The sequence below is a fragment of the Syntrophaceae bacterium genome, from assembly GCA_013177825.1.
GTDB lineage: Bacteria > Desulfobacterota > Syntrophia > Syntrophales > PHBD01 > PHBD01.
Genome location: JABLXX010000007.1, coordinates 93352 through 117650 on the forward strand (window position 1 = coordinate 93352; position 24299 = coordinate 117650).

At 58.3% G+C, this 24299-nt stretch carries 18 protein-coding genes and 1 tRNA gene; 4 read left to right on the forward strand and 15 right to left on the reverse strand.

What is annotated here, in order from left to right; translation table 11 throughout:
• The first annotated feature begins 120 nt into the window (after positions 1-120).
• Entirely contained in the window at positions 121-1917 is a 1797-nt protein-coding gene (gene lepA, locus HPY65_14795) for an elongation factor 4 (protein ID NPU85742.1), read from the forward strand.
• 15 nt (positions 1918-1932) lie between these two features.
• Positions 1933-3054: a radical SAM family heme chaperone HemW gene (gene hemW / locus HPY65_14800; GenBank protein ID NPU85743.1), complete on the forward strand. Its 1122-nt coding sequence runs from the start codon at positions 1933-1935 to the stop codon at positions 3052-3054.
• A gap of 35 nt (positions 3055-3089) precedes the next feature.
• Here hemW and HPY65_14805 read toward each other — a convergent pair whose 3' ends face one another.
• A complete protein-coding gene (locus HPY65_14805; GenBank protein ID NPU85744.1) occupies positions 3090-4976 on the reverse strand; it encodes a hypothetical protein in 1887 nt (628 codons plus the stop codon).
• A 116-nt stretch (positions 4977-5092) separates the two neighbouring features.
• The gene (locus tag HPY65_14810; protein NPU85745.1) at positions 5093-6070 is read right to left on the reverse strand and encodes an HD-GYP domain-containing protein; all 978 of its coding nucleotides are present in this window, start codon (positions 6068-6070) and stop codon (positions 5093-5095) included.
• Between the two features lie 320 nt (positions 6071-6390).
• Here HPY65_14810 and HPY65_14815 point away from each other — a divergent pair, with 320 nt between their 5' ends.
• Positions 6391-9252, forward strand: a complete 2862-nt coding sequence (locus tag HPY65_14815) for a PAS domain S-box protein (protein NPU85746.1) — start codon at positions 6391-6393, stop codon at positions 9250-9252.
• A gap of 306 nt (positions 9253-9558) precedes the next feature.
• Here the strand turns inward: HPY65_14815 and HPY65_14820 are convergent, their stop codons facing one another.
• The 10 genes from HPY65_14820 to HPY65_14865 form a co-directional block, all read right to left on the reverse strand.
• Positions 9559-12009 carry a sodium-translocating pyrophosphatase gene (locus HPY65_14820; protein NPU85747.1) on the reverse strand — a complete coding sequence of 817 codons (2451 nt, stop codon included), beginning with the start codon at positions 12007-12009 and terminating at the stop codon, positions 9559-9561.
• Positions 12009-12602: an aminoacyl-tRNA hydrolase gene (locus HPY65_14825; protein NPU85748.1), complete on the reverse strand. Its 594-nt coding sequence runs from the start codon at positions 12600-12602 to the stop codon at positions 12009-12011. The genes HPY65_14820 and HPY65_14825 overlap by 1 nt, the downstream gene beginning before the upstream one ends.
• Before the next feature lie 15 nt (positions 12603-12617).
• Entirely contained in the window at positions 12618-13262 is a 645-nt protein-coding gene (locus tag HPY65_14830) for a 50S ribosomal protein L25/general stress protein Ctc (GenBank protein NPU85749.1), read from the reverse strand.
• A gap of 12 nt (positions 13263-13274) precedes the next feature.
• Positions 13275-14216, reverse strand: a complete 942-nt coding sequence (locus tag HPY65_14835; GenBank protein NPU85750.1) for a ribose-phosphate pyrophosphokinase — start codon at positions 14214-14216, stop codon at positions 13275-13277.
• Between the two features lie 56 nt (positions 14217-14272).
• A tRNA-Gln gene (locus HPY65_14840) sits at positions 14273-14347 on the reverse strand.
• A gap of 77 nt (positions 14348-14424) precedes the next feature.
• Positions 14425-15261 (reverse strand): 4-(cytidine 5'-diphospho)-2-C-methyl-D-erythritol kinase, encoded by an 837-nt coding sequence (ispE, locus tag HPY65_14845; GenBank protein NPU85751.1) that lies wholly within the window; start codon positions 15259-15261, stop codon positions 14425-14427.
• The gene (locus tag HPY65_14850) at positions 15258-15719 is read right to left on the reverse strand and encodes a DUF1844 domain-containing protein (GenBank protein ID NPU85752.1); all 462 of its coding nucleotides are present in this window, start codon (positions 15717-15719) and stop codon (positions 15258-15260) included. The genes ispE and HPY65_14850 overlap by 4 nt, the downstream gene beginning before the upstream one ends.
• Positions 15720-15797: 78 nt before the next feature.
• Positions 15798-16646: a zinc metalloprotease HtpX gene (gene htpX, locus HPY65_14855; GenBank protein NPU85753.1), complete on the reverse strand. Its 849-nt coding sequence runs from the start codon at positions 16644-16646 to the stop codon at positions 15798-15800.
• Positions 16643-19255, reverse strand: coding sequence for an ATP-dependent chaperone ClpB (gene clpB / locus HPY65_14860; GenBank protein NPU85754.1), 2613 nt, complete (start codon positions 19253-19255; stop codon positions 16643-16645). Before clpB ends, htpX begins: the two co-directional genes overlap by 4 nt.
• Positions 19256-19398: 143 nt before the next feature.
• Positions 19399-20268 (reverse strand): hypothetical protein, encoded by an 870-nt coding sequence (locus HPY65_14865; GenBank protein ID NPU85755.1) that lies wholly within the window; start codon positions 20266-20268, stop codon positions 19399-19401.
• A 142-nt stretch (positions 20269-20410) separates the two neighbouring features.
• Between HPY65_14865 and rpoH the strand changes: the two genes are divergently transcribed.
• Positions 20411-21271, forward strand: a complete 861-nt coding sequence (rpoH, locus tag HPY65_14870) for an RNA polymerase sigma factor RpoH (protein NPU85756.1) — start codon at positions 20411-20413, stop codon at positions 21269-21271.
• 202 nt (positions 21272-21473) lie between these two features.
• Here rpoH and dnaB read toward each other — a convergent pair whose 3' ends face one another.
• The 3 genes from dnaB to HPY65_14885 all read right to left on the reverse strand — a co-directional run bounded on the left by dnaB (position 21474) and on the right by HPY65_14885 (position 24293).
• The gene (dnaB, locus tag HPY65_14875; GenBank protein NPU85757.1) at positions 21474-22829 is read right to left on the reverse strand and encodes a replicative DNA helicase; all 1356 of its coding nucleotides are present in this window, start codon (positions 22827-22829) and stop codon (positions 21474-21476) included.
• Between the two features lie 20 nt (positions 22830-22849).
• Positions 22850-23302 carry a 50S ribosomal protein L9 gene (locus tag HPY65_14880; protein ID NPU85758.1) on the reverse strand — a complete coding sequence of 151 codons (453 nt, stop codon included), beginning with the start codon at positions 23300-23302 and terminating at the stop codon, positions 22850-22852.
• Between the two features lie 61 nt (positions 23303-23363).
• Entirely contained in the window at positions 23364-24293 is a 930-nt protein-coding gene (locus HPY65_14885; GenBank protein ID NPU85759.1) for a YybS family protein, read from the reverse strand.
• Positions 24294-24299: the final 6 nt, after the last annotated feature.

Here is a 24299-nt window from a genome sequence, read left to right on the forward strand (position 1 = left end):
CCGAAACGGACCGACAGGGGACCTTCCCGTCGCACTCGCGGGTCGCACGATATCCCGCCTCCCGGACGCATTGACAAAACCCCGCGGCTCTAGTAAGGAAGGGCGCTTCGAAGGGAGTTTATGGAAACCATACGCAATTTCAGTATCATCGCCCACATCGACCACGGCAAGTCCACCCTGGCGGATCGCCTGATCCAGCATACCGGCGTCTGCGACGACCGGAACTTTCAGGATCAGATCCTGGACAACATGGACATCGAGCGGGAACGGGGCATCACGATCAAAAGCCAGGCCATCACCCTGCCCTACCGGGCCAAGGACGGCCGGGACTACGTGCTCAACCTGATCGACACGCCGGGACACGTCGACTTCTCCTATGAAGTTTCCCGTTCCCTGGCTTCCTGCGAAGGGGTACTTCTCCTGATCGACGCGGCCCAGGGGGTCCAGGCCCAGACCCTGGCCAACCTTTACCTGGCGCTGGAGCACAACCTGGAGATCATTCCGGTCATCAACAAGATCGACCTGCCCGCGGCGGACGTGGAGCGCGTTCTGGAACAGATCGACGCGGAGCTGGGACTGGATTCGGACAGCGCGCTGCGCTGCTCCGCCAAGGAGGGAATCGGCATCGAAGCGATCCTCGAGGCCGTCGTGGAGCGAATTCCGCCACCCGGGGGAAATCCCGAGGCCCCCCTTGCGGCCCTGATCTTCGACGCCAAGTACGACCCCTTCCGGGGCACCGTCATTAACTGCCGGATTTTCGACGGCACGGTGAAAAGCGGCGACACGATCCGATTCATGTACAACGGGACAACCTACCGGGTGGAAGAAGTCGGGCGCTTTCTCCTGAGTCGGGAAAAGCGGTCCGTCCTCTCGGCGGGCGAGGTGGGCTATATCATCGCCGGCGTGAAGACCGTCGCCGACGTCCGGACGGGCGATACGATCACCCTGGACGCCCGGCCCTGCGACGGCCCACTTCCCGGTTTCAAGGAGGTCAAACCCGTCGTCTTCGCCTCCATCTATCCCATCGCCTCGGACGATTACGAGGACCTGGCCGTCGCACTGGAGAAATACCGGCTCAACGACGCCTCGTTCGTCTACGAGAAAGACTCCTCTGTCGCCTTGGGGCAGGGATTCCGATGCGGATTCCTGGGGCTTCTCCACTTGGACGTCGTCCAGGAGCGCCTGGAGCGGGAGTACGACCTCTCCATCATCCTTTCGGTCCCCTCGGTGCGCTACCGGTTTACCTTGAGGGACGGATCCGTCGTCGACGTGGACAACCCGTCCCACTATCCGGACCCCATCTCCATTGACGGCTCCGAGGAGCCCTACATCCGGGCCATGATGATGCTCCCGGAGCGCTACCTGGGCGCCGTCATGAAGCTCTGCATGGAAAAACGGGCCGTGAATTCGAGCCTGAACTACCCCACCCCGGGACGGGCCGAACTCACGTACGAAATGCCCCTGGCGGAGGTCATTTATGATTTCTACGACCGCTTCAAGTCGGTCACCCAGGGATACGGCTCCTTCGATTACGACCTGATCGACTACCGGGAGAGCAACCTGGCCCTCCTCGACATCCTGGTAAACGGGGAAAAGGTCGATGCCCTCTCCCAGATCGTCCACCGGGACAAGGCCCGTGTTCGGGGCGTCCAGGCCTGCGACCGGCTGAAGGACGAGATCCCCCGGCAGATGTTCAAAATCGCCATCCAGGGGGCCATCGGCGGCGAGATCATCTCCCGGAGCACCATCTCCGCGTTCCGGAAGGACGTTACGGCCAAGTGCTACGGCGGCGACATCACGCGGAAGCGGAAGCTCCTGGAGAAGCAGAAAAAGGGCAAGAAGCGCATGAAGATGGTGGGAAACGTCAGCATCCCCCAGAGCGCCTTCCTGGCGGTCCTGAAGTCCGACACGGACTGATCGGAGCTGAGGGTCATGGCCGCGGGCCTTTACATTCACGTCCCCTTCTGCCGCTCCAAGTGCGCCTACTGCAGTTTCTACTCCCTCCCGGAGGCGGAACGGGAAATCCCCCGGTTCCTGGAGGCCCTGCGCCGCGAGATGGCCTTTCACCGGCGCACCTTCCGGTCCTTCGACACGGTCTATTTCGGGGGCGGGACACCGTCCCTGCTCACGCCGGAACAGGTCGGACGGACGATCGAAGACGTCCGGCATTCCTTCCGCATCGCCCCTGACGCCGAGATCACCATAGAAATGAACCCCGCCGATTGGACAGCCGCGGACCTGCGGAAACTCCACGAGATCGGAGTAAACCGGCTCAACATCGGCGTCCAGTCCCTGGACGACGGCATCCTGGCCTTCCTGGGGCGACGGCACACGGCGGAGCAGGCTTTGCGGGCGGTCCGGGATGCGGAGCAGGTAGGTTTCGGAAATCTGGGGATCGACCTGATGTACGGTATCCCCGGCCAGGACCCGGCAACATGGCTGGAGACGCTGGCGGCCGCGGTTGCCCTCCCCGTCGCCCATCTGTCCTGTTATGAGCTGACCGTCGAACCCGACACAACCCTCGGCCGTCGCTATGCAAAGAAACTCCCCGAACCGGCGGGAGAATCCCGTTCCGCAGATTTTTTTCTCGCCACATCCCGATTCCTGGCCGAAGCAGGGTATCTCCACTATGAGGTGTCGAATTTCGCCCGGGGAACTCTGCACGTCAGCCGCCACAACTCGAAATACTGGCGGCATGTCCCCTATCTCGGCCTGGGGCCCTCTGCCCATTCGTTCCGGGAAACCCGGCGCTGGTGGAACGTCCGCTCTCTGACAGATTACCTGGCGGCTGTCGATTCGGCACGCCCCCCCGTCTCCGCAGCGGAGACCCTGTCCCGGGAGCAGATGGCCCTGGAAGCCCGATTCCTGGCCCTTCGGACTGCCCGGGGGCTCCACATGGAAAGTTATCGACGGAAATACGGGACGGATCTGAAAGGAGAGAACGGCCCCCTTCTCCGGAAATTGGCGGAAGAGGGCCTCGTGGAGATGTCCCGGGGATTCCTCCGTCCCACCCGGGCGGGACTGGCCGTGGCGGACCGTCTGGCTCTGCTTTGAGGCAAAAGGCGTGAGCTGCACACGGCCGCGCCGCCTTATCCTTCCCCAAGCGTTTCGATCACCATCCGCTTTGCCCGTTCGATGATCTTCTCATACTGCAGGCTGGTTCGCTGAACGTGATAATGCACGTTGAGAGACCGCTGTTTTCTGCTCCGGCCGTTGAAGGCCCCACGGAACGCCTCCGGAGATCCGACCCGCTGCAGGAAAAGCTCCCCCCAGTTGTTCCCGTACAGAATGGTGTACGCATCGCCGCTCCTTCCTCCCGATGCATCCTCGAAGTTTACGATTACAAGCATTTTCTCCAGTTGCTCCTGGACGCTGAAATTGTGGAAGTCGACTGCGGAGATATCGTAGATCCCGAACAGATCGCGCACCTTGTTGCCCAGGTTCAGGATTTCCTGGAGGGTTACGGATGTGGGATTCGGAAGCATACGGATTTCCCCGGGCCGGAAGAGATCGTTCCAGACAAGATAGGCGATGCAGGGAATGACGTGAATGTCCTCGACGATTACGGTCTCCTGATCGTCGGCAGGAAGAACCTGCCATTTTTTCCCGTTGAAACGGAAAACAAGGGTCGGCTGGTTCAGTGAATCGGTCGGTTTGTGAATGACGGGAATCTTGCTGGGCTTTTTCTCCAGACAGGAGGAAAGCTTCCGGCCAATGATCCGGAGGTCCCCGGGACTGACCCGGCTCGGCTCGGTATTCGATTGCACCCTCGTAATGTCCTTGTATATCTTCAAGAGTAGCGACAGCGTCCTATTTCCGATGCGAACCTGGTCATGGAAATGCCAAGTCTTGAATCGGTTGAGGCTGTGGATTTCCTCCCTCGAAAGGGGGTCTTGGTGGAAGGCTTCGCGGAGGAGTTCTTCCCGCAGTCCTGATTTCCTGGAATGCATCTTCGCGTCGCAGCGGAGATAAATGCATTTCTGGACGAATTCAAAGTCCCCCCGGTTGCCGTCTCGGTTGAAGTCCAGGATGGATCGGATCGTAAAGGTTCCGGGGTCGAGGAACGTCCGGTTGTCCCTTCGGCCCAGGATCTCCGTCCGGAACTGATGGCAGAGAAGATGCCCCGGCGGAAAGGCCAGGAACATCTGCAGGAGCAGCATCTTGGTGATGGATTTCAGGGGATGGGTGAGCGCCTTGTTGAACTGCCAGAGGGCGGCGCCGAAGTACTCCTCCTGTTCGACCCGCTCCAGAATTCCCAGATCGATGGCGTCATAGTCACCGAAGATGTCCCGCTCATAATCGGTGGCCAGCTTCCGGTAATCGACGTCACCTTCCGGATCGAAGGCCAGCCACCAGAGGGGAATCTTGCCGGCGATCAGGACCGCCGTTCGGTAGAACTCCTCCTTCAGGATATTTTTCTGGGTGCTGCCGCTGCTTTCGCCTGAAACATCGCCGAAATGACCTTTCCGAACGTCTTCCACGTCACAGAGAAAGAAATAGACGGGCATGCGGATGTTCGCATCGAGCCAGTCCTTGATCAGGTTGACCTTCTGCTGCAACTGCGCCATGCCCTCCTCGCCGAACCGCTCCCGGTCCACGCACAGCCAGATGTCGCAGTCGGAACAGGTGGTCTGCATGACGGAGCCGACGCTCCCGATCGTGTAGATGCCCTGGATCATCCAGGAATCGGGCTTGACCTTCACCTTCCTTCTTGCCTTGTCGATGTGGAACAGAAAACTGAAGGAGGCCTCCCGTTTGCGGATCTCCGGGTCGTTGTCCAGATTGTGGACGCAGATGGGGCGGGACAGGTGAGGGACATATCCGGGCACCTGGGGATTGTTTTCGTTCAGCATCCACGGGAGAAGATACAGGATGGCTTCGCTGTCCTTCGGGGCCAGCTCGGCAAAGAGACATTTCCGGAACTGATTGTAGGCAAGATATTGTTTCTTGTTCTGAATGAATGTTTTCGGCAGCATGCTTCTGTCTTTCTTACTGGAAAGAATCCCCGGATGCGCAGGCTGCGGGTCTTTCACATCCTGGCACGCCGGACGGGACACGCGGTGAGTAGGCGGAACCGGCAATCACAATGCCTTCATGTATCGGTAAACAGACGAACGAACTGATCGAAATGATCTTTATGGAAATGGTTCAACATTTCATCCTTCATCAACCGAAGGGCCTCAAAGGTTGTCATCCGGCGCTTGTAAGGCCGGAATGCAGTCAACGCCTCATATACGTCCGCGATGGAACAGAGTCTTGCATAAAGGTGGATTTCATCGCCCCTGAGCTTCAGAGGATATCCTTTCCCGTCATCCCGCTCGTGGTGCTGAAGGACGATCTGCCTGCATTCATGGGTCAGCTGCCTGGTGTCCCGAAGAATCTGATACCCGTACGGCGGATGCCGGCGCATAACCGCCATCTCTTCTGCCGTAAGCCGCGCCGGCTTGTTGATGATGGTCGTATCGATGCGTACCTTTCCGATATCATGAAGGAAGAATCCGGCACCGAGTTCATGGAGGTTGTGTTCATCCGATCCCTTGAAGAGAACCTTGGAAAGAGCGATTCCCAGGAAGCCGACCGTCACCGAATGGGTGTACGTTTGATAGTCATGTGACGTAATCTGCAACAGGTGTCGGGTTGTCGAATCGTCGCGGATGATCAGGTCCACGACGTTACCGATGCTTTTTTTCGCTTCCTCGATATTGGAGGACGTTGGCTGCTCCAGAAGGTTTTTCATCATGAACATGGACACCTTCTGAACGGCCCGGGCTTTTTCCGGGGAAGGCATTGTGCGATCGTGGATGACCTCTTCCATGTATTGCCGGATCTCCATCTGCTCCGGCGAGGGGTCCGCCGATTCCCCATAACCAGCGATGGTTTGGCCGGTTTTCTCCGGGGCATCGACCGCATCTCCGGCACCCTCTTTCCGGGGCTGGCCGCATTCGGAGTTAAAGATCACCGTCCTGATTCCATAATCCTTGATTTTTTCGATCTGTTTTTCCGTTTCGAGGCAGATTTTGCTGGAGAAAAAAGGATGCCTATACCATGGCCCGGGCAGAATGATCTTCATGCCAACTTTCAGATCTTCCGTGGAAACTGTCCTATGCATGTCGATACCGTTTTGATCGCAGATCCCTGAATTCTGGTGTTCTATATATCATATCGAACGACCGCCTGAAATTCTTTAGACTGTCGGACATTTTTATATATTCGTATTCATTACCTTATTACAATTTTACCTCCCTCGCCTCCGCTCCCGCGGGCTCGGACGAACCGGTCGTGCCAAGCCTCCGAAAGCACATCATAAAATTCCATGTTGAAAAACGAAAATAAATCATATAGATTCGCGCATCAATGCTGCAGGAGACAACAAGTGAGCCTCAAGGACCGATGAGTGACGAACCCCTTTATAACAGCCGGATTACAAAAGGTTACATCGAATATCTGAAGGCGCACAATCCGGATGTAGATATCGAGTCGGTTCTCGATTCCGCGGGGATCACAGCGGGACAGATTGAAGACCGGGGGCATTGGTTTACCCAGGAGCAGGTGGACCGATTCCAGGAAACCCTCCTCGATATCCTGCAGGACCATGATCTCCCGCGGAAAGTCGGACGGTATACCGCACTGTCCGCAGCGGCGGGCGACGTCCAGCGGCTGGCTCTGGGATTCATGACCCCCGCACGTTCCTACCGCATGCTGGGCAGAATATTCAGCCAGGCATCAAAATCGTTCACCGTCTCGACCAGAGACCTCGACAAGAACCGGGTCGAGGTGATCGCGCGTCCTAACAAGGGCATCCGGGAAAAGCCTTACCAGTGCGCAAACAGGATGGGCACTCTGGAGGCGATCGGCCAGTTGTTCACGGGAGAATATGCCTCGATCGACCACACATCCTGCATTCACCGGGGCGATCCTGTTTGCCGTTACATTGTCTCGTGGAAAAGACCGCCCGCCATCTTCTGGAAGCAGGTCCGCAACTGGGCCATTCTGATCGGCTTCATTATCGTCGCAGCCCTGATCCCCGCAACAGAGCCACCGGGCTGGCTGAATCTGTCCCTCACTTTTGCCGCCGCCGTATCCATCCTGTCCCTGCTCGTCAAGCACCTGGAAAACAGGGAACTTCGGAATCGCCTGCAAAAACAGGGAGAGACCGCCGGCGATCTGATGGACCGGATCAACATGACATACAAGAGTCTGCTTCTGGTACAGAAGATCGGCGAAGGAACCTCTCAGACGCTCCAGACCAACCAGTTCCTGCGAACAATCATGGAAAGCATGGAAGGGTTGCTTGATTTCGACCGGGGGCTCATCCTGCTCGCCGATGATAACAAGACCAAGCTCGTTTTTGCAGACGGTTACGGATACACTCCGGAGGAACAGCAGTTTTTTTTCATGGGACAATCGTTCTTTACCAACAGCCCCTCCTCCCGGGGACCTTTCGTGGTCTGTTTCCGGGAACAGAAACCGCTGCTCGTCAACGACATCGACTCGATCCGGAAAGATCTCTCTCCCAAAAGCATGGAATATGCACGGGAAATGGGCGTGCAATCGTTCATCTGTGTCCCCATCGCCTACGAGGGAGAGGTGGAGGGAATTCTTGCCGTAGACAACAAACGGACAAAGCGGAACCTGACCCAGAGCGACCTGAACCTCCTCCTGGGGATCGCCCCCTCCATCGCGTTCAGCGTCCGGCTCAGCCGGGTCTACCAATCCCTCAAGGAGAGCGAGGAACGATTCCGCAACCTCAGTGAAAACTCACCGGATATCATCTTCACCCTCGATTCGGACGGGCGGATCAACTATGTTAACCCCGCCTGGGAAAAGATCCTCGGTCATCGGGCGGAGGAGGTGCTGGGAAGATTTTTTCTGGACTTTGTGAGCGATGCGGATCACCGGCTTTACATCGAACAGTTCAAGAGAATCCGGGACGGACTGTACATCATGCGGGATGCCACGGGCAAAATCCTGGACCGCTCCGGAAGGGGGCGCCTGTTCATTGCCAACGTCGCACCGGATTTCAACTCCGAAGGAAACGTAAAGGGAATCGTCGGATCCCTGAAGGACATTACGGAACAGCGCCGCCTGGAAGAGCAGCTCAATCACGCGTCGAAAATGGAAGCCATCGGCACGCTGACCGGCGGAATCGCCCACGATTTCAACAATATCATCCATGCCATGAGCGGCTACAACCAGATCCTCATGCGGAACCACGGAATCTCTGGAGACTGGAAACACCTGGAAAGCATTCACGAATTGACAGAGCGGGCGGCAGACCTGATTCGGCAGCTCCTGTTCTTCAGCCGCCGGGTGGAAAGCCGGCCGGAACGGATCGACCTGAACGGAGAAATTCATTCCCTTTGCGAATTGCTTTACCGAACCATACCGAAGATGATCGCCGTCGAGTTCGTGCCTTCCGAGCGCCCCTGTACCGTTCATGCGGATCCCGTCCAGATTTCACAGGTCATCATGAACCTTATCGTCAATGCACGGGACGCCATGCCGGAGGGCGGAACAATCAAAATCCGTACGGATGTAGTCCGTCTGGAGGATCCTCACGAAGCGGATATGAAATTCCTGAAACCCGGCATGTATGTATGGATGAGCATTCAGGACAGCGGTTTTGGCATGGACCAGACGACGCTGGACCACATTTTTGAGCCCTTTTTCACCACGAAAGAAGCGGGCAAGGGAACGGGACTCGGCCTGTCCGTCGTGTACGGCATCGTAAAGCATCACGAAGGTTCGATCCTTTGCAGCAGTGAGCCCGGGAAGGGATCCACCTTCCAGGTTTATCTTCCCTACTGTACAGAGGCGGCGGAGTACAAACAACGGGAAGAATCCGGGACCTCGGTCATTGCCGGAACCGGAACGACGCTCCTGTTCGTCGACGACGATCAGAACCTTCGCGAAATCGGTCAGGACATGCTTCAATACTACGGATATGATGTGCTGACAGCCGACAGCGGGGAAAAAGCGCTCGACATCTTCCGGGATCACAGCGACCGGATCGGCCTGGTCGTCCTGGATCTGATCATGCCCGGAATGGGAGGGGCCAAATGCATGATCGAACTACTGAATCTCAAACCGGATGCGAAGATCGTCATTTCCAGCGGCTGCCTTCCCGATGCCGCCCTGGCGTCGACCATTGAGAAGGGAGCCGCCGGATATGTCGAAAAGCCGTACAGCTTTGACAGACTGAATCGGGAAATCGAGCGAATCCTCCACCCCCACGAAACCGTATCATCCTGACATCTGTCCCCGGCCGGCCGCACCCGATACCGGAAGAAGAAGGACCGCCTCGTTGCGTTGCTTCACACCGGTTTCACGTTTCTCCTTCCAGACATTCAACCGTCCGTCTCCCGCGAGACGGGGCGCACTCCGCTTCCACACAATCCTTGCCGGAAAGGGCCCCCATCACCAAGTTGACGTGTAGTATCGGTGCCTCCCTGGCGAAGAGGTACTGTAATTGAGACTCTGCCCGCAATATCGATAAAAAAGGCGCCCCGGAATCCGGGGCGCCTTGCCGAATCTGCTCAGGATTCTCTTAAACCCTCATCAATCGGCCAGTTTCTCCGCCGAGATCCGCATTCCGTAGAAGGACCGGTAGACGAAAATCAGGGCGATGACGACAAACAGCGAGGCTAGACCAAGCTTCATTCCCTTGCTGGTCATCGTGACGGCGATTTCCGTCGCCAGCAGACCGAACAGGGTCGTGAACTTGATGATGGGGTTCATGGAGACCGACGAAGTGTCCTTGTAGGGGTCGCCGACGGTGTCGCCGACAACGGTCGCTTCGTGGAGGGGCGTATTCTTCATCTTGAGATCGACTTCGACGATCTTCTTGGCGTTATCCCAGCAACCGCCGGCATTGGCCATGAAGATGGCCTGGAAGAGCCCGAAGAACGCGATCCCGATGAGGTAGCCGATGAAGAAGTAGGGATCAAAGAAGGCCAGACCCAGGGCCATGAAGAAGACGACGATGAAGATGTTGATCATCCCCTTCTGTGCATAGACCGTGCAGATCCGGACGACTTCCTTGCTGTCCTCGATGGAGGCCTCGGCCTTGCTGAGGTCGATATTTTCCTTGATGTAGACAACGGCCCGGTAGGAACCCGTCACGACGGCCTGGATCGAGGCGCCGGTGAACCAGTAGATCACGCAGCCGCCCATGAGAAGACCGAGGATGATCTCCGGCTGGACGAGGCTGAGTTTCGCGATGACGTTCCCGAACATCTTCTCCAGGAGGATGATGATCCCGAAGACCATGGTGGTGGCGCCGACGACGGCCGTTCCGATGAGCACCGGCTTGGCGGTTGCCTTGAAGGTGTTGCCCGCGCCGTCACCGGACTCGAGGAAGTGCTTGGACTGCTCGAAGTCGGGGGTGACGCCGAAGTGCTTCTTCACTACTTCCTTGGCGTCGGGACGGGACTCGATCATGGACAATTCGTAGATGGACTGGGCATTATCGGAAACGGGGCCGAAGCTGTCCACGGCAATCGTCACGGGACCCATGCCGAGGAAGCCGAAAGCCACCAGACCGAACGCGAAGACCGGGGCCGCAAACTTGAATGCATCCGGCAGGATGGCCATGACCGCGGGTGCCTGGGACACGAGATAGGCAACAAGCATGAGGAGCAGGATCGTCAGGCCTTCCCAGAAGGCGGAGAAATTACCGGCAACCAGACCGGAGAGGATGTTCAGCGAAGCACCGCCCTGGCGGGAGGCGTTGACGCACTCCTCGCAGTGACGGGAACTCGTGCTGGTGAAGACCTTGGTGAATTCGGGAATCAGCGCGCCGGCGATGGTCCCGCAGCTGATGATGATGGACAGGGCCAGCCAGAGAGCCATGGAGTCACCCACCGGGGGGAGTTCCGCCAGCAGGAGATAGCTGGCGCCGAAGGTCACGATGATCGACACGATCGAGGTGATCCAGACCAGGTTGGTCAGGGGGTGCTCGAAATTGAAGTCCTTCTTGCCGCTGAAGGCGGATTTGCTGACGACGTCGTTCACAAAGTAGGAGGCCAGGGACGTCAGGATCATGAGGATACGCATGGCGAAGATCCAGACGACCAGCTTGCCGCCCATGGCGGGGTTGTCTGCCAGGGCCAGGGCCAAAAACGCGATCAGGGCCACGCCCGTGACGCCGTAGGTCTCGAAGCCGTCCGCCGTTGGACCGACGCTGTCACCCGCGTTGTCGCCGGTGCAGTCGGCGATGACGCCGGGGTTCTTCGGATCGTCTTCCGGCAGGTGGAAGATGATCTTCATGAGGTCGGAGCCGATGTCGGCGATCTTCGTGAAGATACCGCCGCAGATGCGGAGAGCGGAGGCGCCGAGGGACTCACCGATGGCGAAGCCGATGAAGCAGGGACCGGCCAGTTCGCCCGGGATGTAGGCCAGGATGATGATCATGAAAAAGAGCTCGATGCTGACCAGGAGCAGGCCCACGCTCATGCCCGACCGGAGACAGATGTTGACGATGCTGAGGGGATCGCCGCTCAGGGAGGCGAAAGCAGCCCGGGAGTTGGCCACCGTATTGATCCGGATGCCGAACCAGGCCACACCATAGGAACCCAGGATTCCCAGGACGGAAGCAGCTAGAATGACGATCACTTCCATTGCGCCCATATGCGACAGAACGCCGAAATAATAAACCATACAGGCGCCGATCAGGACCCACAGCGCCGCCAAGAATTTACCCTGCTGAAGAACATACGTCTTGCAGGTCTCCCAGATTGTCTGGGAAACATCCAGCATGGCCTGATGGGCCGGCAGATTCTTCGTCTGGGCGTACTGCATCCAGCCGAAAATCAAACCGATCACGCAAACAACGAGACCCAGGTTCAGGATCAGCATGCCGCTCAGCGAGCCGGCCATGAAGGAAACCTGGCTCAGGTCAGGCAGCTTGATGTCCGCCTCACCGGCAAAGGCCGCAGGCGCCATGCACAAAAGCATGAGCGCAATGGCCAAGGTAAGGGAAAAAATACTTCGTTTACCTTTACGCATCATTAAACCTCCTCTTCCTCAAAATTTTTCTTGGCTCTGCCATTGTACCTGTTCATAGCCGCCGGAAGTCCGGACGTCACGAGCAAGCCAATGGCTTCCGCCGCTTCAGTAATGACCTCGGACAATCTCTCCGCCTCCTCCCGGGGGAGAATCTGGAGAACATAGTCTTCCACCATTCCTTTATGGGGTGGCTTGCCAATCCCCATGCGAACACGGATAAAATCGTCCTCCCCAAGGGATTGTATGACGGAGATCAAACCTTTGTGCCCGCCGGAACCTCCCCCTTTTTTCAGGCGGAGGGTTCCGAAGGGCAGGTCAAGATCGTCATGGACGACGATGAGGTTTTCCAGGTCGATTTTAAAAAAGTCAAAGAGCCTGCGGACAGACATTCCGCTGAGGTTCATATACGTCTGGGGCTTGGCGAGAAGGGCGGGCGACGGACCGATGAATCCCTTTCCGTAAATCGCCTCGAACCGTTTCTGGGAGAGGGTTATCTCCTCGCTGTCGGCCAGCCCATCGATCACCAGAAATCCCATGTTGTGCCGGCTGAACCGGTATCTCTCCCCCGGGTTGCCCAGCCCCACGATGAGCTTCATCGGATTCCCCGATCCTTACTCCTCGCGCGCCTTCTGCTTCAGGACTTCCGGTTCTTTCGTACCTTCTTCGCCGGCCTCCGTCTCGGCCGCTGCGGCGACTCTCGGGGCCATAACGGTTACAATGGCCGTATCCTCGCCGTCGACCAGCACGAGCCCTTCCGGGACCTTGAGGTCAGCAATCTTCAGGGAGTCACCGATCTTGAGACCGGTCACGTCCACCTCGATGAACTGAGGAAGCAAACCGGGCAAGCAACTGACGCGCACCTCTCTTTTGAGATGGAGCATCTCACCGCCATCCTGAATGCCGACTGGCGTTCCCGTGAAGTGAAGAGAAACGTCAAAGGTCATCTTGTGGTCCATGCTGACTTCACAGAAATCGGCGTGGAATAGCTTCCGGCTGGATGGATCGATCTGAAGATCCTTGATCAGGGACAGTTTTTCCGCTTTATTCCCCGCTTCATGGATGACCAGCTTCACGAAGATATTCTCTTCCGCGGTCTTCAAAAGTTTCAGCAGATCGCGGGAATTGACGGAGATAGGCACGGAGTCGGCCCCGCCGCCGTAAAATACGGCCGGAATCTTCCCCTGGCTGCGCAGACGCCGGGCCGGCCCCTTTCCCGATCCTGTCCGGGCCTCGGCCCTCAACTCCATGACTTCCATGACTTCCTCCTGCTATATGAATAGTGAACTGATGGAATCGTTATAGTAAATCCGCCGCACCGCTTCGCTTAACAGCCTGGCCACGGAAAGCACCTGGACCCGGCTGCATCCCCTCGCCCGTTCATGAAGCGGGATCGTGTCGGTGACGACCACTTCCTTGAGCGACGAGCTTTCGATTCGCTCGATGGCCGGACCCGAAAGAACGGGATGGGTGCAGCAAACCGCCACTTCGAGGGCACCGGCATCCTTCAGGGCGTTGCAGCCCTGGACAACCGTTCCTGCCGTATCGATCATATCATCCAGGATGATGACGCGTTTTCCTTCAACGTTTCCGATGATGTTCATTACCTGCGCTTCATTGGGACCGTCCCGCCGCTTGTCGATGATGGCCAGGCTCGCCCCGAGGCGCTTGGCAAAAGCCCTCGCCCTTTCGACGCCCCCCGTGTCAGGCGAAACAACAACGGTGTTATCCGTATAGCGCTCTTTGAAATAATCGAGAAGAATGGGGGTGGCGAAGAGGTTGTCGACGGGGATATTGAAGAAACCCTGGATCTGGCCGGCGTGAAGGTCCATGGAAAGGACACGGCTGGCGCCGGCCGTCGTAATGAGATCGGCCAGCAGTTTTGCCGATATGGGGGCTCTGGGAGCCACCTTCCGGTCCTGTCTGGCATATCCGTAATACGGGATGACTGCTGTGATCCGGTCCGCCGAGGCCCGCTTCATGGCATCGATCATGATCAGCAGTTCCATGCAGGTTAGATTTACCGGCGGACAGGTAGACTGGATGATAAAAACATCCATTCCACGGACATTTTCATCAATTTCCACCCGCGTCTCACCATCGCTGAATGTGGAGACATGGGCCTTGCCGAGGGGAACTCCCAAATGATTGCAGATTTTTTGGGAAAGCTCCGGATTGGCATTCCCGGAGAAAACCCTGATTCTTTCCAGCATGATAGACTCTCAATCGGCGGGGAATCGCTCCCCGATGGGTTAACCGGTTATGAACATGGCTGGGGCGGGAGGATTCGAACCTCCGTATGCAAGATCCAAATTCTTGTGTCTTACCGCTTGACGACGCCCCAGTATACCATCCAGACCTTCATGCATGTCCGGACCCGGGATCTGTCGAACCGGCGGACGACAACAAGGCAACAGGAAGTCACAGTGAACAGGCCGTGTACACGTCCCATTTCCCGGATCCCGTCAGGGCCGCCGCGGCTCTCCGGGCATCTTCTCCCTTTTCGAAAATGCCGAAGACGGTGGGACCGCTGCCGGACATCAGGGCACCCAAAGCGCCTCTTCGAAGCAGGAGATTCTTAAGTTCCCGAAGCTCCGGATGACGCTTCAGGGTCACACTCTCCAGATCGTTCCAAAGACCCTGCGCCACGTCACAGATCGTATAAAATCGCGGGATGCTATAATGGATAGGGTTGTTTGTCAATCTCAAATTCAGTCCCTGATAGACCGGTCCGGTGGGTACTTCGAGGGGAGGATGAAGGAGAACCAGGTCAAAGGGAGGAAGGGGATCCGCCGGCTCGAGCCGTTCGCCGATTCCAAAGGCCCAGGCACGGTTTCCTGACAGGAAGAAAGGAACATCCGCCCCCAGGGAAGCCGCCTGGCGGCTCAATTCATCTGCCGGGAGAGGATATCCATAAAGCTCATTCAGGACGGACAGGGTGACGGCGGCGTTGGAACTGCCGCCGCCCAATCCGGCGGCCATGGGAATCCGTTTGTGAAGCTCGATCTCCACCCCCCCGGAGATGCCGGATCGGGAATAAAAGGCCCGGGCGGCCCGGTAGACCAGGTTCCGCTCATCCTCCGGCAGGTCGCTCCCGGGACAGCGGAGTTTGATGCCCTGTGGCTTCTGCTGGAAGATCAGTTCATCATGGAGACTGATGGCCTGCATCAGGGAGGCAATCTCATGATAACCATCCCCTCTTTTTCCCAGGACCCGGAGAACGAGATTCACCTTGGCCGGAGACAGTCTCCGGATCATCGGCTGCCGCTCTCTTTCACATACCGCATCCGCAGTTCAAACAGCGCGCTGTCCAGAAGGGCCTTTTCTCCCTCATCCAGGTTGCCCTCCGTTTTCCGCTGCAGCATCCCCAGGATGTCGATGGACTGCTTGGCCGCCGGCAGGTTCCGCTCCGTGCGGTTGGTCACGGGGTCGGGAATGTCACCGAAATGATAGAGAACCGACGTGCTCAGGGAAACGACGAAGCCGGCAAACGAGACTTCCGGGTACGAGGCCTCCCCCCCTTGGGAATCGGCCGCAGTGGGCTCTTCGCGGGGAGTTTCCTGCCGGGGAGGAGACTCGTCACCGGCGGCCGCCCGTTCATCCGAGGAGGCGGGAGCAGCCTCCGGAGGGGCCGTCTCTTCTTTCGGCGCTCCCGATTCGTCGAAAAGGCGCCGATCCCGGACCACAAAACCTTTTCCTTCCTTTTCTTCCGTCATGGCGAATGCCTCCGATAGGAAAGGACTTCCGGCGAGGCCCGGTAAAATATCCGCCCCGCCGGAAGTCCTCTACCGAATTCAGGAAATCCTCATGCTGCGGAGCCTGGCAATCCGCTCTTCAATCGGCGGATGGGTGCTGAACAGGCTCATGAGGGACCGCCCCGTCAGGGGGTTGACAATGAACATGTGGGCCGTTGACGGATTGGCGTCCATCGGAACGGCCTGGGATGCCCGGGAGAGCTTCTCGAGGGCTCCCGCAAGTCCGTACGGTTTACCGGACACCTTGGCTCCTCCTTCATCCGCCAGGTACTCCCGGGATCGGGAGATGGCCATCTGGATGATCGTCGCGGCGATGGGGGCCAGGATGGCCATCGCGATCAGGCCGAGAATACCCCCTCCCCCTTCGTCGTCGTCCCGGCTGGCGCCGCCGAATATGGCCGCCCACTGGGCCATGTTGGCCAGCATGACAATGGCCCCTGCCAGTGTCGCGGCGATGGAACCGACGAGAATGTCCTTGTTTTTGATATGGGTCAGCTCGTGGGCGATGACCCCTTCCAACTCATCCCTGTTCAGAATCCGGAGGATCCCTTCCGTCACGGCCACTACGGCATGCTGCTCGTTGCGGCCCGTGGCGAACGCGTTGGGCGTATCCCCCGGGATGATGTAGACCCGCGGCATGGGAAGGGACGCTTTCAGGGCCAGGTTCTTCACCATGTGATAGAGCTCCGGGGCCTGGGCTTCCGTAACCTCCTGAGCACGGTACATTCTCAGGACGATCTTGTCGGAGAACCAGTAGCTTCCGAAGTTCATGACCATCGCAAAGACGAAGGCCAGGACAACCCCGCCCCGCCCTCCGAAATATCCCCCGATGAGCATCAGGAGTCCCGTCAGCGCCCCCAGCAGGAGGGCTGTTCGGAACGAGTTCATATGGACCTCCTTTTTTTCGTCTCCGGTTTCTGCATGGTGATCTCGCCGGCCTCGGACGCGTCCACCCGGATGGTGTCGCCCTCCCGGAACGTCCCCTCCAGAATCTTCATGGCCAGCGGATCCAGCAACAGTTTCTGAAGCGCCCGCTTCAGCGGTCTCGCGCCGTATACGGGGCTGTATCCGGCCTCGGCTATAGTATCTTTCGCCCGGTCTGTCAATTCGAGGGTCAGCTTGCGCTCCTCCAGCCGCTTTACGATCAGCCCGATCTGAATCAGGATGATCCGGCGGATGTCCTCGAGAGCCAGCCCGCGGAACATGATAATGTCGTCCACCCGGTTGAGGAACTCGGGACGGAACGTAGCCCGGAGCGCATCCATGGCCTGAGCCCTCTTGTCCTCCTCGCTCATGTTCGGGTCCTGGATCCACTGGCTCCCCACGTTGGACGTCAGGATCACGACCGTATTCTTGAAATCGACCGTCCGGCCGTGACCGTCGGTCAAACGCCCGTCATCGAGAATCTGGAGCAGCACGTTGAATACGTCCGGGTGCGCCTTCTCGATCTCGTCGAACAGGAGAACGGCGTAGGGACGGCGCCGGACCGCCTCGGTCAGCTGCCCTCCTTCGTCATAGCCGACATATCCGGGCGGCGACCCGATCAGTCGGGCCACGGAATGTTTTTCCATATACTCCGACATGTCGATCCGGATCATGGCCTGCTCGCTGTCGAACATGAACTCTGCCAAGGCCCGGGCCAGCTCGGTCTTGCCAACGCCGGTAGGACCGAGGAAGATGAAGGAGCCGATGGGCCGGTTCGGATCCTGAAGGCCCGAACGGGCACGCCGCAGGGCGCTGGAAACGGCGGCAACGCCTTCGTCCTGGCCGACGACCCGGAGACGCAACCGCTCTTCCATGTGGACCAGCTTGTGGACATCCGTCTCGAGCATCTTGGACACGGGAATCCCCGTCCAGTTGGCCACGACCTCGGCCACGTCCTCCGCGTCCACCTCCTCCTTCAGCATCCGCTCGCCCTTCTGGGCCTCTTCCAGCCGTGTCTGCTCCTTCTGAATCTCGCCGTTGAGCTCGACCAGGCGGCCGTAGCGGATCTCTGCCGCCTTCGCCAGGTCTCCCGACCGCTGGGCATCCGCCTCTTCCAGCTTGAGCTGTTCGATCTGGCTCTTGATCGTCTGGATCTGCTTGATCGCCTCCTTCTCGGCGCTCCAGTGGAGCTTCATCCGGTCCATGGACTCATTCAGGTCCGCCAGTTCCCGGTCGATCTTTTCCCTTCGCTCCACCGCCGTCGGATCCGTCTCGTTCTTCAGGGACTGACGCTCAATCTCGAGCTGGATGACCCGGCGGTCGATGGCGTCTATCTCGGCGGGCATGCTGTCCAGCTCGATCCGCAGGCGTGAGGCCGCCTCGTCGACCAGGTCCACCGCCTTGTCGGGCAGAAACCGGTCGCTGATGTAGCGGTTCGACAGGGTCGCCGCGGCGATGAGGGCATCGTCCTTGATCCGGACCCCGTGATGGACTTCATAGCGCTCCTTCAGTCCCCGGAGGATGGCGATGGTGTCCTCCACGGTAGGCTCCTTCACCAGAATGGGCTGGAAGCGGCGCTCCAGGGCCGGGTCCTTTTCGATGTATTTCCGGTACTCGTTGAGGGTCGTGGCGCCGACGCAGCGGAGCTCGCCCCGGGCCAGGGCGGGCTTGAGCATGTTGGAAGCGTCCACGGACCCCTCCGCCGCCCCCGCGCCGACCACCGTATGGATCTCGTCGATAAAAAGGATGATCTCCCCTTCAGCCGCGATGACTTCCTTCAGTACGGCCTTGAGGCGCTCCTCGAACTCGCCGCGGTACTTCGCGCCGGCGACGAGGGCTCCGATGTCGAGGCCGACAACGCGCTTGTCCTTCAGGTTTTCCGGAACGTCGCCGTTGACGATCCGCTGGGCCAAGCCTTCGACGATGGCCGTCTTGCCGACCCCGGGCTCTCCGATGAGGACCGGGTTGTTCTTCGTCCGGCGGGACAGGACCTGCATGATGCGACGGATCTCGTCGTCCCGGCCGATGACCGGATCGAAGGACCCCTTTCTGGCCAGCTCGTTGAAATCTCGGGCGTAGCGCTTCAGGGCCTGGTATTTTTCCTCCGGATTGGGATCGGTGATGCGCTGGTTTCCCCGGATATTCACAAGGACTTTAAAGATGCTGTCCCGCGAGATCCCCTGATCCTTCAATATACCCGCCGTTGCCCCTTCCTTTTCCTCCGTCATGGCGACCAGGATGTGCTCGGCGCTCACGTATTCGTCGGACAGGCGCGCCGCTTCGGACACCGCCTGATCCAGAACCCGGCCCAGCCGGGGGGAAAGGTACGTCTGTCCTCTTCCCGCCCCCTCCACTCTTGGGATCTTCTGCAGAGCCCGGTCGAGATCCTTCTCCAGTTTCCCGGCATCGGCGCCGAGCTTGCCCAGGATCTCCCCGACGACTCCCTCCGTCTGCCGGAGCAAAGTCAGGAGGAGATGCTCCACTTCCACGGCCTGGTGGCCGCTCTTCTGGGCCAGGGTCTGCGCGTCCTGCAGGGCCTCCTGGGCTTTCAGGGTGAATTTGTCGAAACGCATGACAACCTCCGCTATGCTTATTCAACCGATCGCTTTATCCGCGCGGGAAGCAGCCGGGAAACATCCTTCGTATCCGGGTTCCCTTTTTCCAATTGACCGGACAGGCCGGCGGCTTCCCGAAGCCCCCGGCGATACTGCCTTTCCTATTCTGTGGGCTTTTCAATGCTAACGAGGATCTTGCCTCTTTTGAAAATCGTCACGTTGCCCGATGATTCGGACAGAACGATGGCAATCGCATCGGTAATGCTCGTGATGCCGGCCGCCGCGATATGGCGACTTCCGAGTCCATGAGGAAAATCTTTGCCTTCCAGAGCCGCGCTCAGGTGTCTCCCCGCCGTGACGAGAACACCGTTGTCCTGGATCACAAACGCCCCGTCGATGGCCGAAAATTCCTTGATCGTCTCTTTGAGGTCCGGATTCAGGATATTCCTCTGTTCCTCGGCATAGCCCATGAAGGGGTTGATGATCATCTGCCGGGAAAGCTGGAGCACCCGCTCGTGATCCCCCAGGATAAAGATGGTTCCCACTTTCCGGCCTTCCCTTCCCTGGGCGGCCAGTTCCAGAGCCAGATTCAGAACGGTGCCGAAGACTTCCGGATAAACCGTTTCGGTTAGTCCCGTCATGTTTTCGGAGGTGAGGATCTCGAATTCCTTCCCCACGTCGATGACGAACAGGCTGTCGGCATACCCGAAGCGGGATACCCCGCTGAGGCACACAACCTTGTCCCCCTTCTGGAAAATGCCCATGGCGATCCCTTTGGTGATGGCGATCTTGATCTGGCCGAGGCGGGTCAGCTTGACGTCGGGCACGTTGATCAGGATGCTCCTGTTCCGGATGTGCTCGGGGATCTCTTCATCCCCCCGGGTAACGACGATCAGGTCGTAACAGCACTCTCCTTTTTCGGAAATAGGCATGTGGTCCACCAGGTCGGAATACAGAAGCATCGCTTTCGCTTCCGCCTCTTTGGCTATCTTGCAGGCTGCTTCGAGAATAATCTGGCTGATTGAATTCATGGCATCACCTTTCATCCAAAATCGGCGTTAAATTAAGCACAAAGCCTCTTCCTGTCAAGGACGCGACCGGATACAAAACGCTTGACAGGGGTCCCATCTACAGGATATTTTAACATGATATCAATGTTTTGCAGGAGGACACTTGGAACTTCCCACCCTGACGGGAACCCTTGATCGATACATCTCGGAGATCAATCAGTTTGAGCTCCTGACTCCGGAAGAGGAATTCCGGCTGGCCGTCCGTTTCCGAAAATACAACGACATGGAGGCGGCCCAGCATCTGGTCGTGTCCAATCTTCGGTTCGTTGTCAAAATCGCTCATGAATACAGGAATTACGGCATGAAACTGGCCGACCTCATCCAGGAGGGAAACATCGGCCTGATGCATGCCGTCAAGAAATTCGATCCGTATCGGGGATACCGCCTCATCTCTTATGCCGTCTGGTGGATCCGCGCCTACATCCAGAATTACATCATCAAGACCTGGAGCGTCGTCAAAATCGGAACGACTCAGGCCCAGCGCAAACTGTTCTTCAAACTTGGCCAGGCAAAGAAGAAGCTCGAAGCTCTCTCCCAGAAAAACCCGGAGTTTGCGGAAATCGCCGAATCCCTTGGGGTGAAGGAGATCGACATCGAGCAGATGGACCTGCGGCTGAGTCACCGCGACCTCTCCCTGGACGCGACGATCAGCGACGACGGGGAGGTGTCGCACCTGGATTACCTGACCTATGACGGGGATGACCAGGAGATTTCACTGATCAAGAAAGAGGAAATGGAACTGGCGCGGAAGAACATCGCCGGAGCGATGGCCGCGCTCAACGAAAAGGAAAGCTACATCATCCGCCATCGGGTCATGGCGGACAATCCGGAGACCCTTCAGGAAATCGGAAACCGATACCACATCACCCGGGAGAGAGCACGCCAGATCGAGAAGCAGGCCCTGAAGAAGCTGGCAACAGCACTTCCCTACCTCGGAACCGATCCCCCTCTTCTGGGCAACTAGCGGGCCGTCGAAAGACGACCGCCCACCGTTTTCCCCCCGTTCTCCGTCCATCGACGAAGCGACAAACACGCCTGACGGATCGGGATTCCGGTTGACCGGCAGCCGGACATGCTGAAAAGGCCTGCTAATCCGGATTTCTTAAATACGCCGGGGATGCCGCAGGCCCGCTGCGGATAACCATCGGCAAGAACGGATCGTTGCATCATACAGCCCCTTCGGAGCGGGCCAGATTCTCGAAGCAGGTGTATTTTTCCAGGAAGGCCAGCTTCACGGTCCCGGTGGGGCCGTTCCGCTGCTTGCCGATAATGATCTCCGCAATGCCCTTCTCGGGATTGTCTTCCGTCCGGTTATACACCTCGTCACGGTAGATGAAGGCAATCACATCGGCATCCTGCTCGATCGCTCCGGACTCCCGCAGGTCAGCCATCTGGGGCCGGCGATTCGTCCGGTCTTCCACCTTTCGATTCAGCTGGGACAGCGCGATAACGGGCACGGAGAGTTCCTTGGCCAGGGCCTTGAGGGAACGGCTGATCTCCGAGATCTCCTGCTCCCGCGAATCCCTGGATCCGCCGCCTTTCATGAGCTGAAGGTAATCCAGGATCACAAGCCCCAGGCCGTTTTCCGCCTTGAGCCGCCGCGCCTTGGCCTTCATCTCCAGAACGCTCAGGGCGGGTGTGTCATCGATAAAGATCAGCGCTTCCGACAATTGACCTGCAGCTGCGATGAGCTTCGGCCAATCCGTTTCCCCCAGGAATCCCTTGCGGATCCTTTGCGAATCGACCTTGGCTTCGGACGCCAGCATCCGGAGCGCCAGCTGCTCTTTGGACATCTCCAGGGAAAACACCGCCACGGGCACCCCGGACAGGGTGGCGGCGTTGCGGGCGATGTTGAGGGCGAAGGCCGTCTTGCCCATGCTGGGGCGCCCGGCAACAATAATCAGGTCCGATTTCTGCAAACCCGAGGTCAGCTCGTCGATCCTCTCGAAGCCCGTCGGAACGCCCGTAACCAGTTCCTTGCGCTCGTAAAGCTTCTCAATGGTCCGGATGCTTTCCTTGATGATGGTTTTGAACGGCCAGAAGGTGGGTCTGATTTTCCTCTCCGAGATTTCGAAGATGGCGTGTTCCGCCTCGTCGAGGACCTGGTCGACGTCCGCCGAGGCGTCATAGCTCTTGCCCAGGATTTCGGTGGCGGTCCCGATCAGCCCTCGAAGGATGGCCTTTTCCTTGACGATCCGGGCGTGAAAAGCGACATTGGCGGCCGAGGGCACATTGTCCACGAGAGAGGCGAGATATGCCGTTCCCCCGACCGGATCGAGCTGTTTCTTTTCCTTGAGCAGATTGCTCAGCGTGATCAGGTCGACCGGGTCGTTGCGGTCCGACAGCTCCACGATCGCCTTGAAGATCCTCCGGTGGGCCTCGCTGTAGAAATCCTTGAAGTCCAGAACCTCGAGCACCGGGTTGAGGGCATGATTATCCAGGAGAATCCCTCCGAGAATGGATTGCTCCGCTTCCAGGTTCTGGGGAGGAATCCGATGCAGGGAGGCGTCAATGTCTTTCATGGCCCTCATGGATGATACGTTCAGGATTCCATTTCCGCCTCGACGGAAACGGTGATTTCAGCGTTCACTCCTCCGGGGAGCCTGATCTTGACCGGAAATGTTCCCAGTTCCCGGATGGGCTCCTCCAGGAGGATCCATTTCCGCTCCAGCTCCACCCCCATGTCAACGGCGCACTGCTCGATGTCCTTCGTGTTCACAGAACCGAACAGCTTCTCCTGCTCGCCCACCCGGCGCCGAACGACAAACGTAACGCCGGCCAGGCGATCCGCCATGGATTGGGCCTTCCGGCGATCCTTCTCTGCTTTCTGCAGGATGCGCCGCCGCTCGTCTTCGACCGATTTCGCGTTCTTCGAACTCGCCTCCACGGCAAGTCCTTTGGGAATCAGGAAGTTCCTGGCATATCCGTCGGATACCTTGACTGTTTCCCCGACCTTGCCCAGGGAATCCACATTCTCCTTCAGAATCACCTTCATGGTTCATGCTCCTTTTTCTGGATAGTATCGCTTCCCGGTATTGCAAATCAAACCCGTGTCGTCACGAAGGACCACCCCGTTCGCCGATGTATTTTCGCAGGTCCGCCCACAGGTCGAGCAGCCCCAGGACCGCCAGGGTCAGGGCCACATACTGCTGGGCAAAAACCAGCCCGTAAAAAAGATAGCGGAAAAACAGTGGAATCCTCTTCCGCTCAAAAAAACAGGCAGCGATGGCCAACCCCTGAAACAGGTAGACGAACAGGCATAGAATCAGAACGTTCAGCCCGACCTGTCGGACCGGATCGGCCGGCACCAGCAATGCTCCACCGGCGGCGATCAGAAACCACACGGTCCGTTCCGGGGCCTTCCAGAGAGTCAGATCGCCGAAATCGGGATACGCTCCCCCCTGCTGCCGGATCAGAAAACCGCCGGCCAGGACATTGAGCCAGAGAACGAGGGTCGCCATTACGATGGCAAAAGCCGGAACAACGGAGGAGAAGAAGCGGATGAGTTCCGGCAGTTGATCCCGGATGTCCTGGATCTGCTCCGGGGACAGGCTCAGCATCCCGTAAACCCGGAGGTTATCTTGAATACCTGCGGCTACATAGGCTTCCAGAACAGCAAACGGCGCCTGGCCCGTCAGAAGGCCATGAACGATAAAAACAAGACAGCCCGTCGTGAAGAAAACCAGGACCGGATAAAGGACAACCTTCTCAAGGGAGAGGCTTCTTCCCAGGAGCTCTCCCAGGACAACGCCAGCCAGGCCCGTCAGAAGGAAAAGGGGCATCGACGATTCCGCACCCGCCAACAGCAGTGCGCCGAATACGATACTCCACGACAGGGCCAGGATGATCAGGCCCTGCCTCCGGCCCTTCAGCAGATAGTGGTACAAGACGGGCAGGGGCATCAGGGGGATCAGGAACGATCCGGCAAAGGGCAGGAAAAAGGCGGCGAGATAGACCAGCGTGGTCCAGAGAAAACCTGCAAACAACGCACT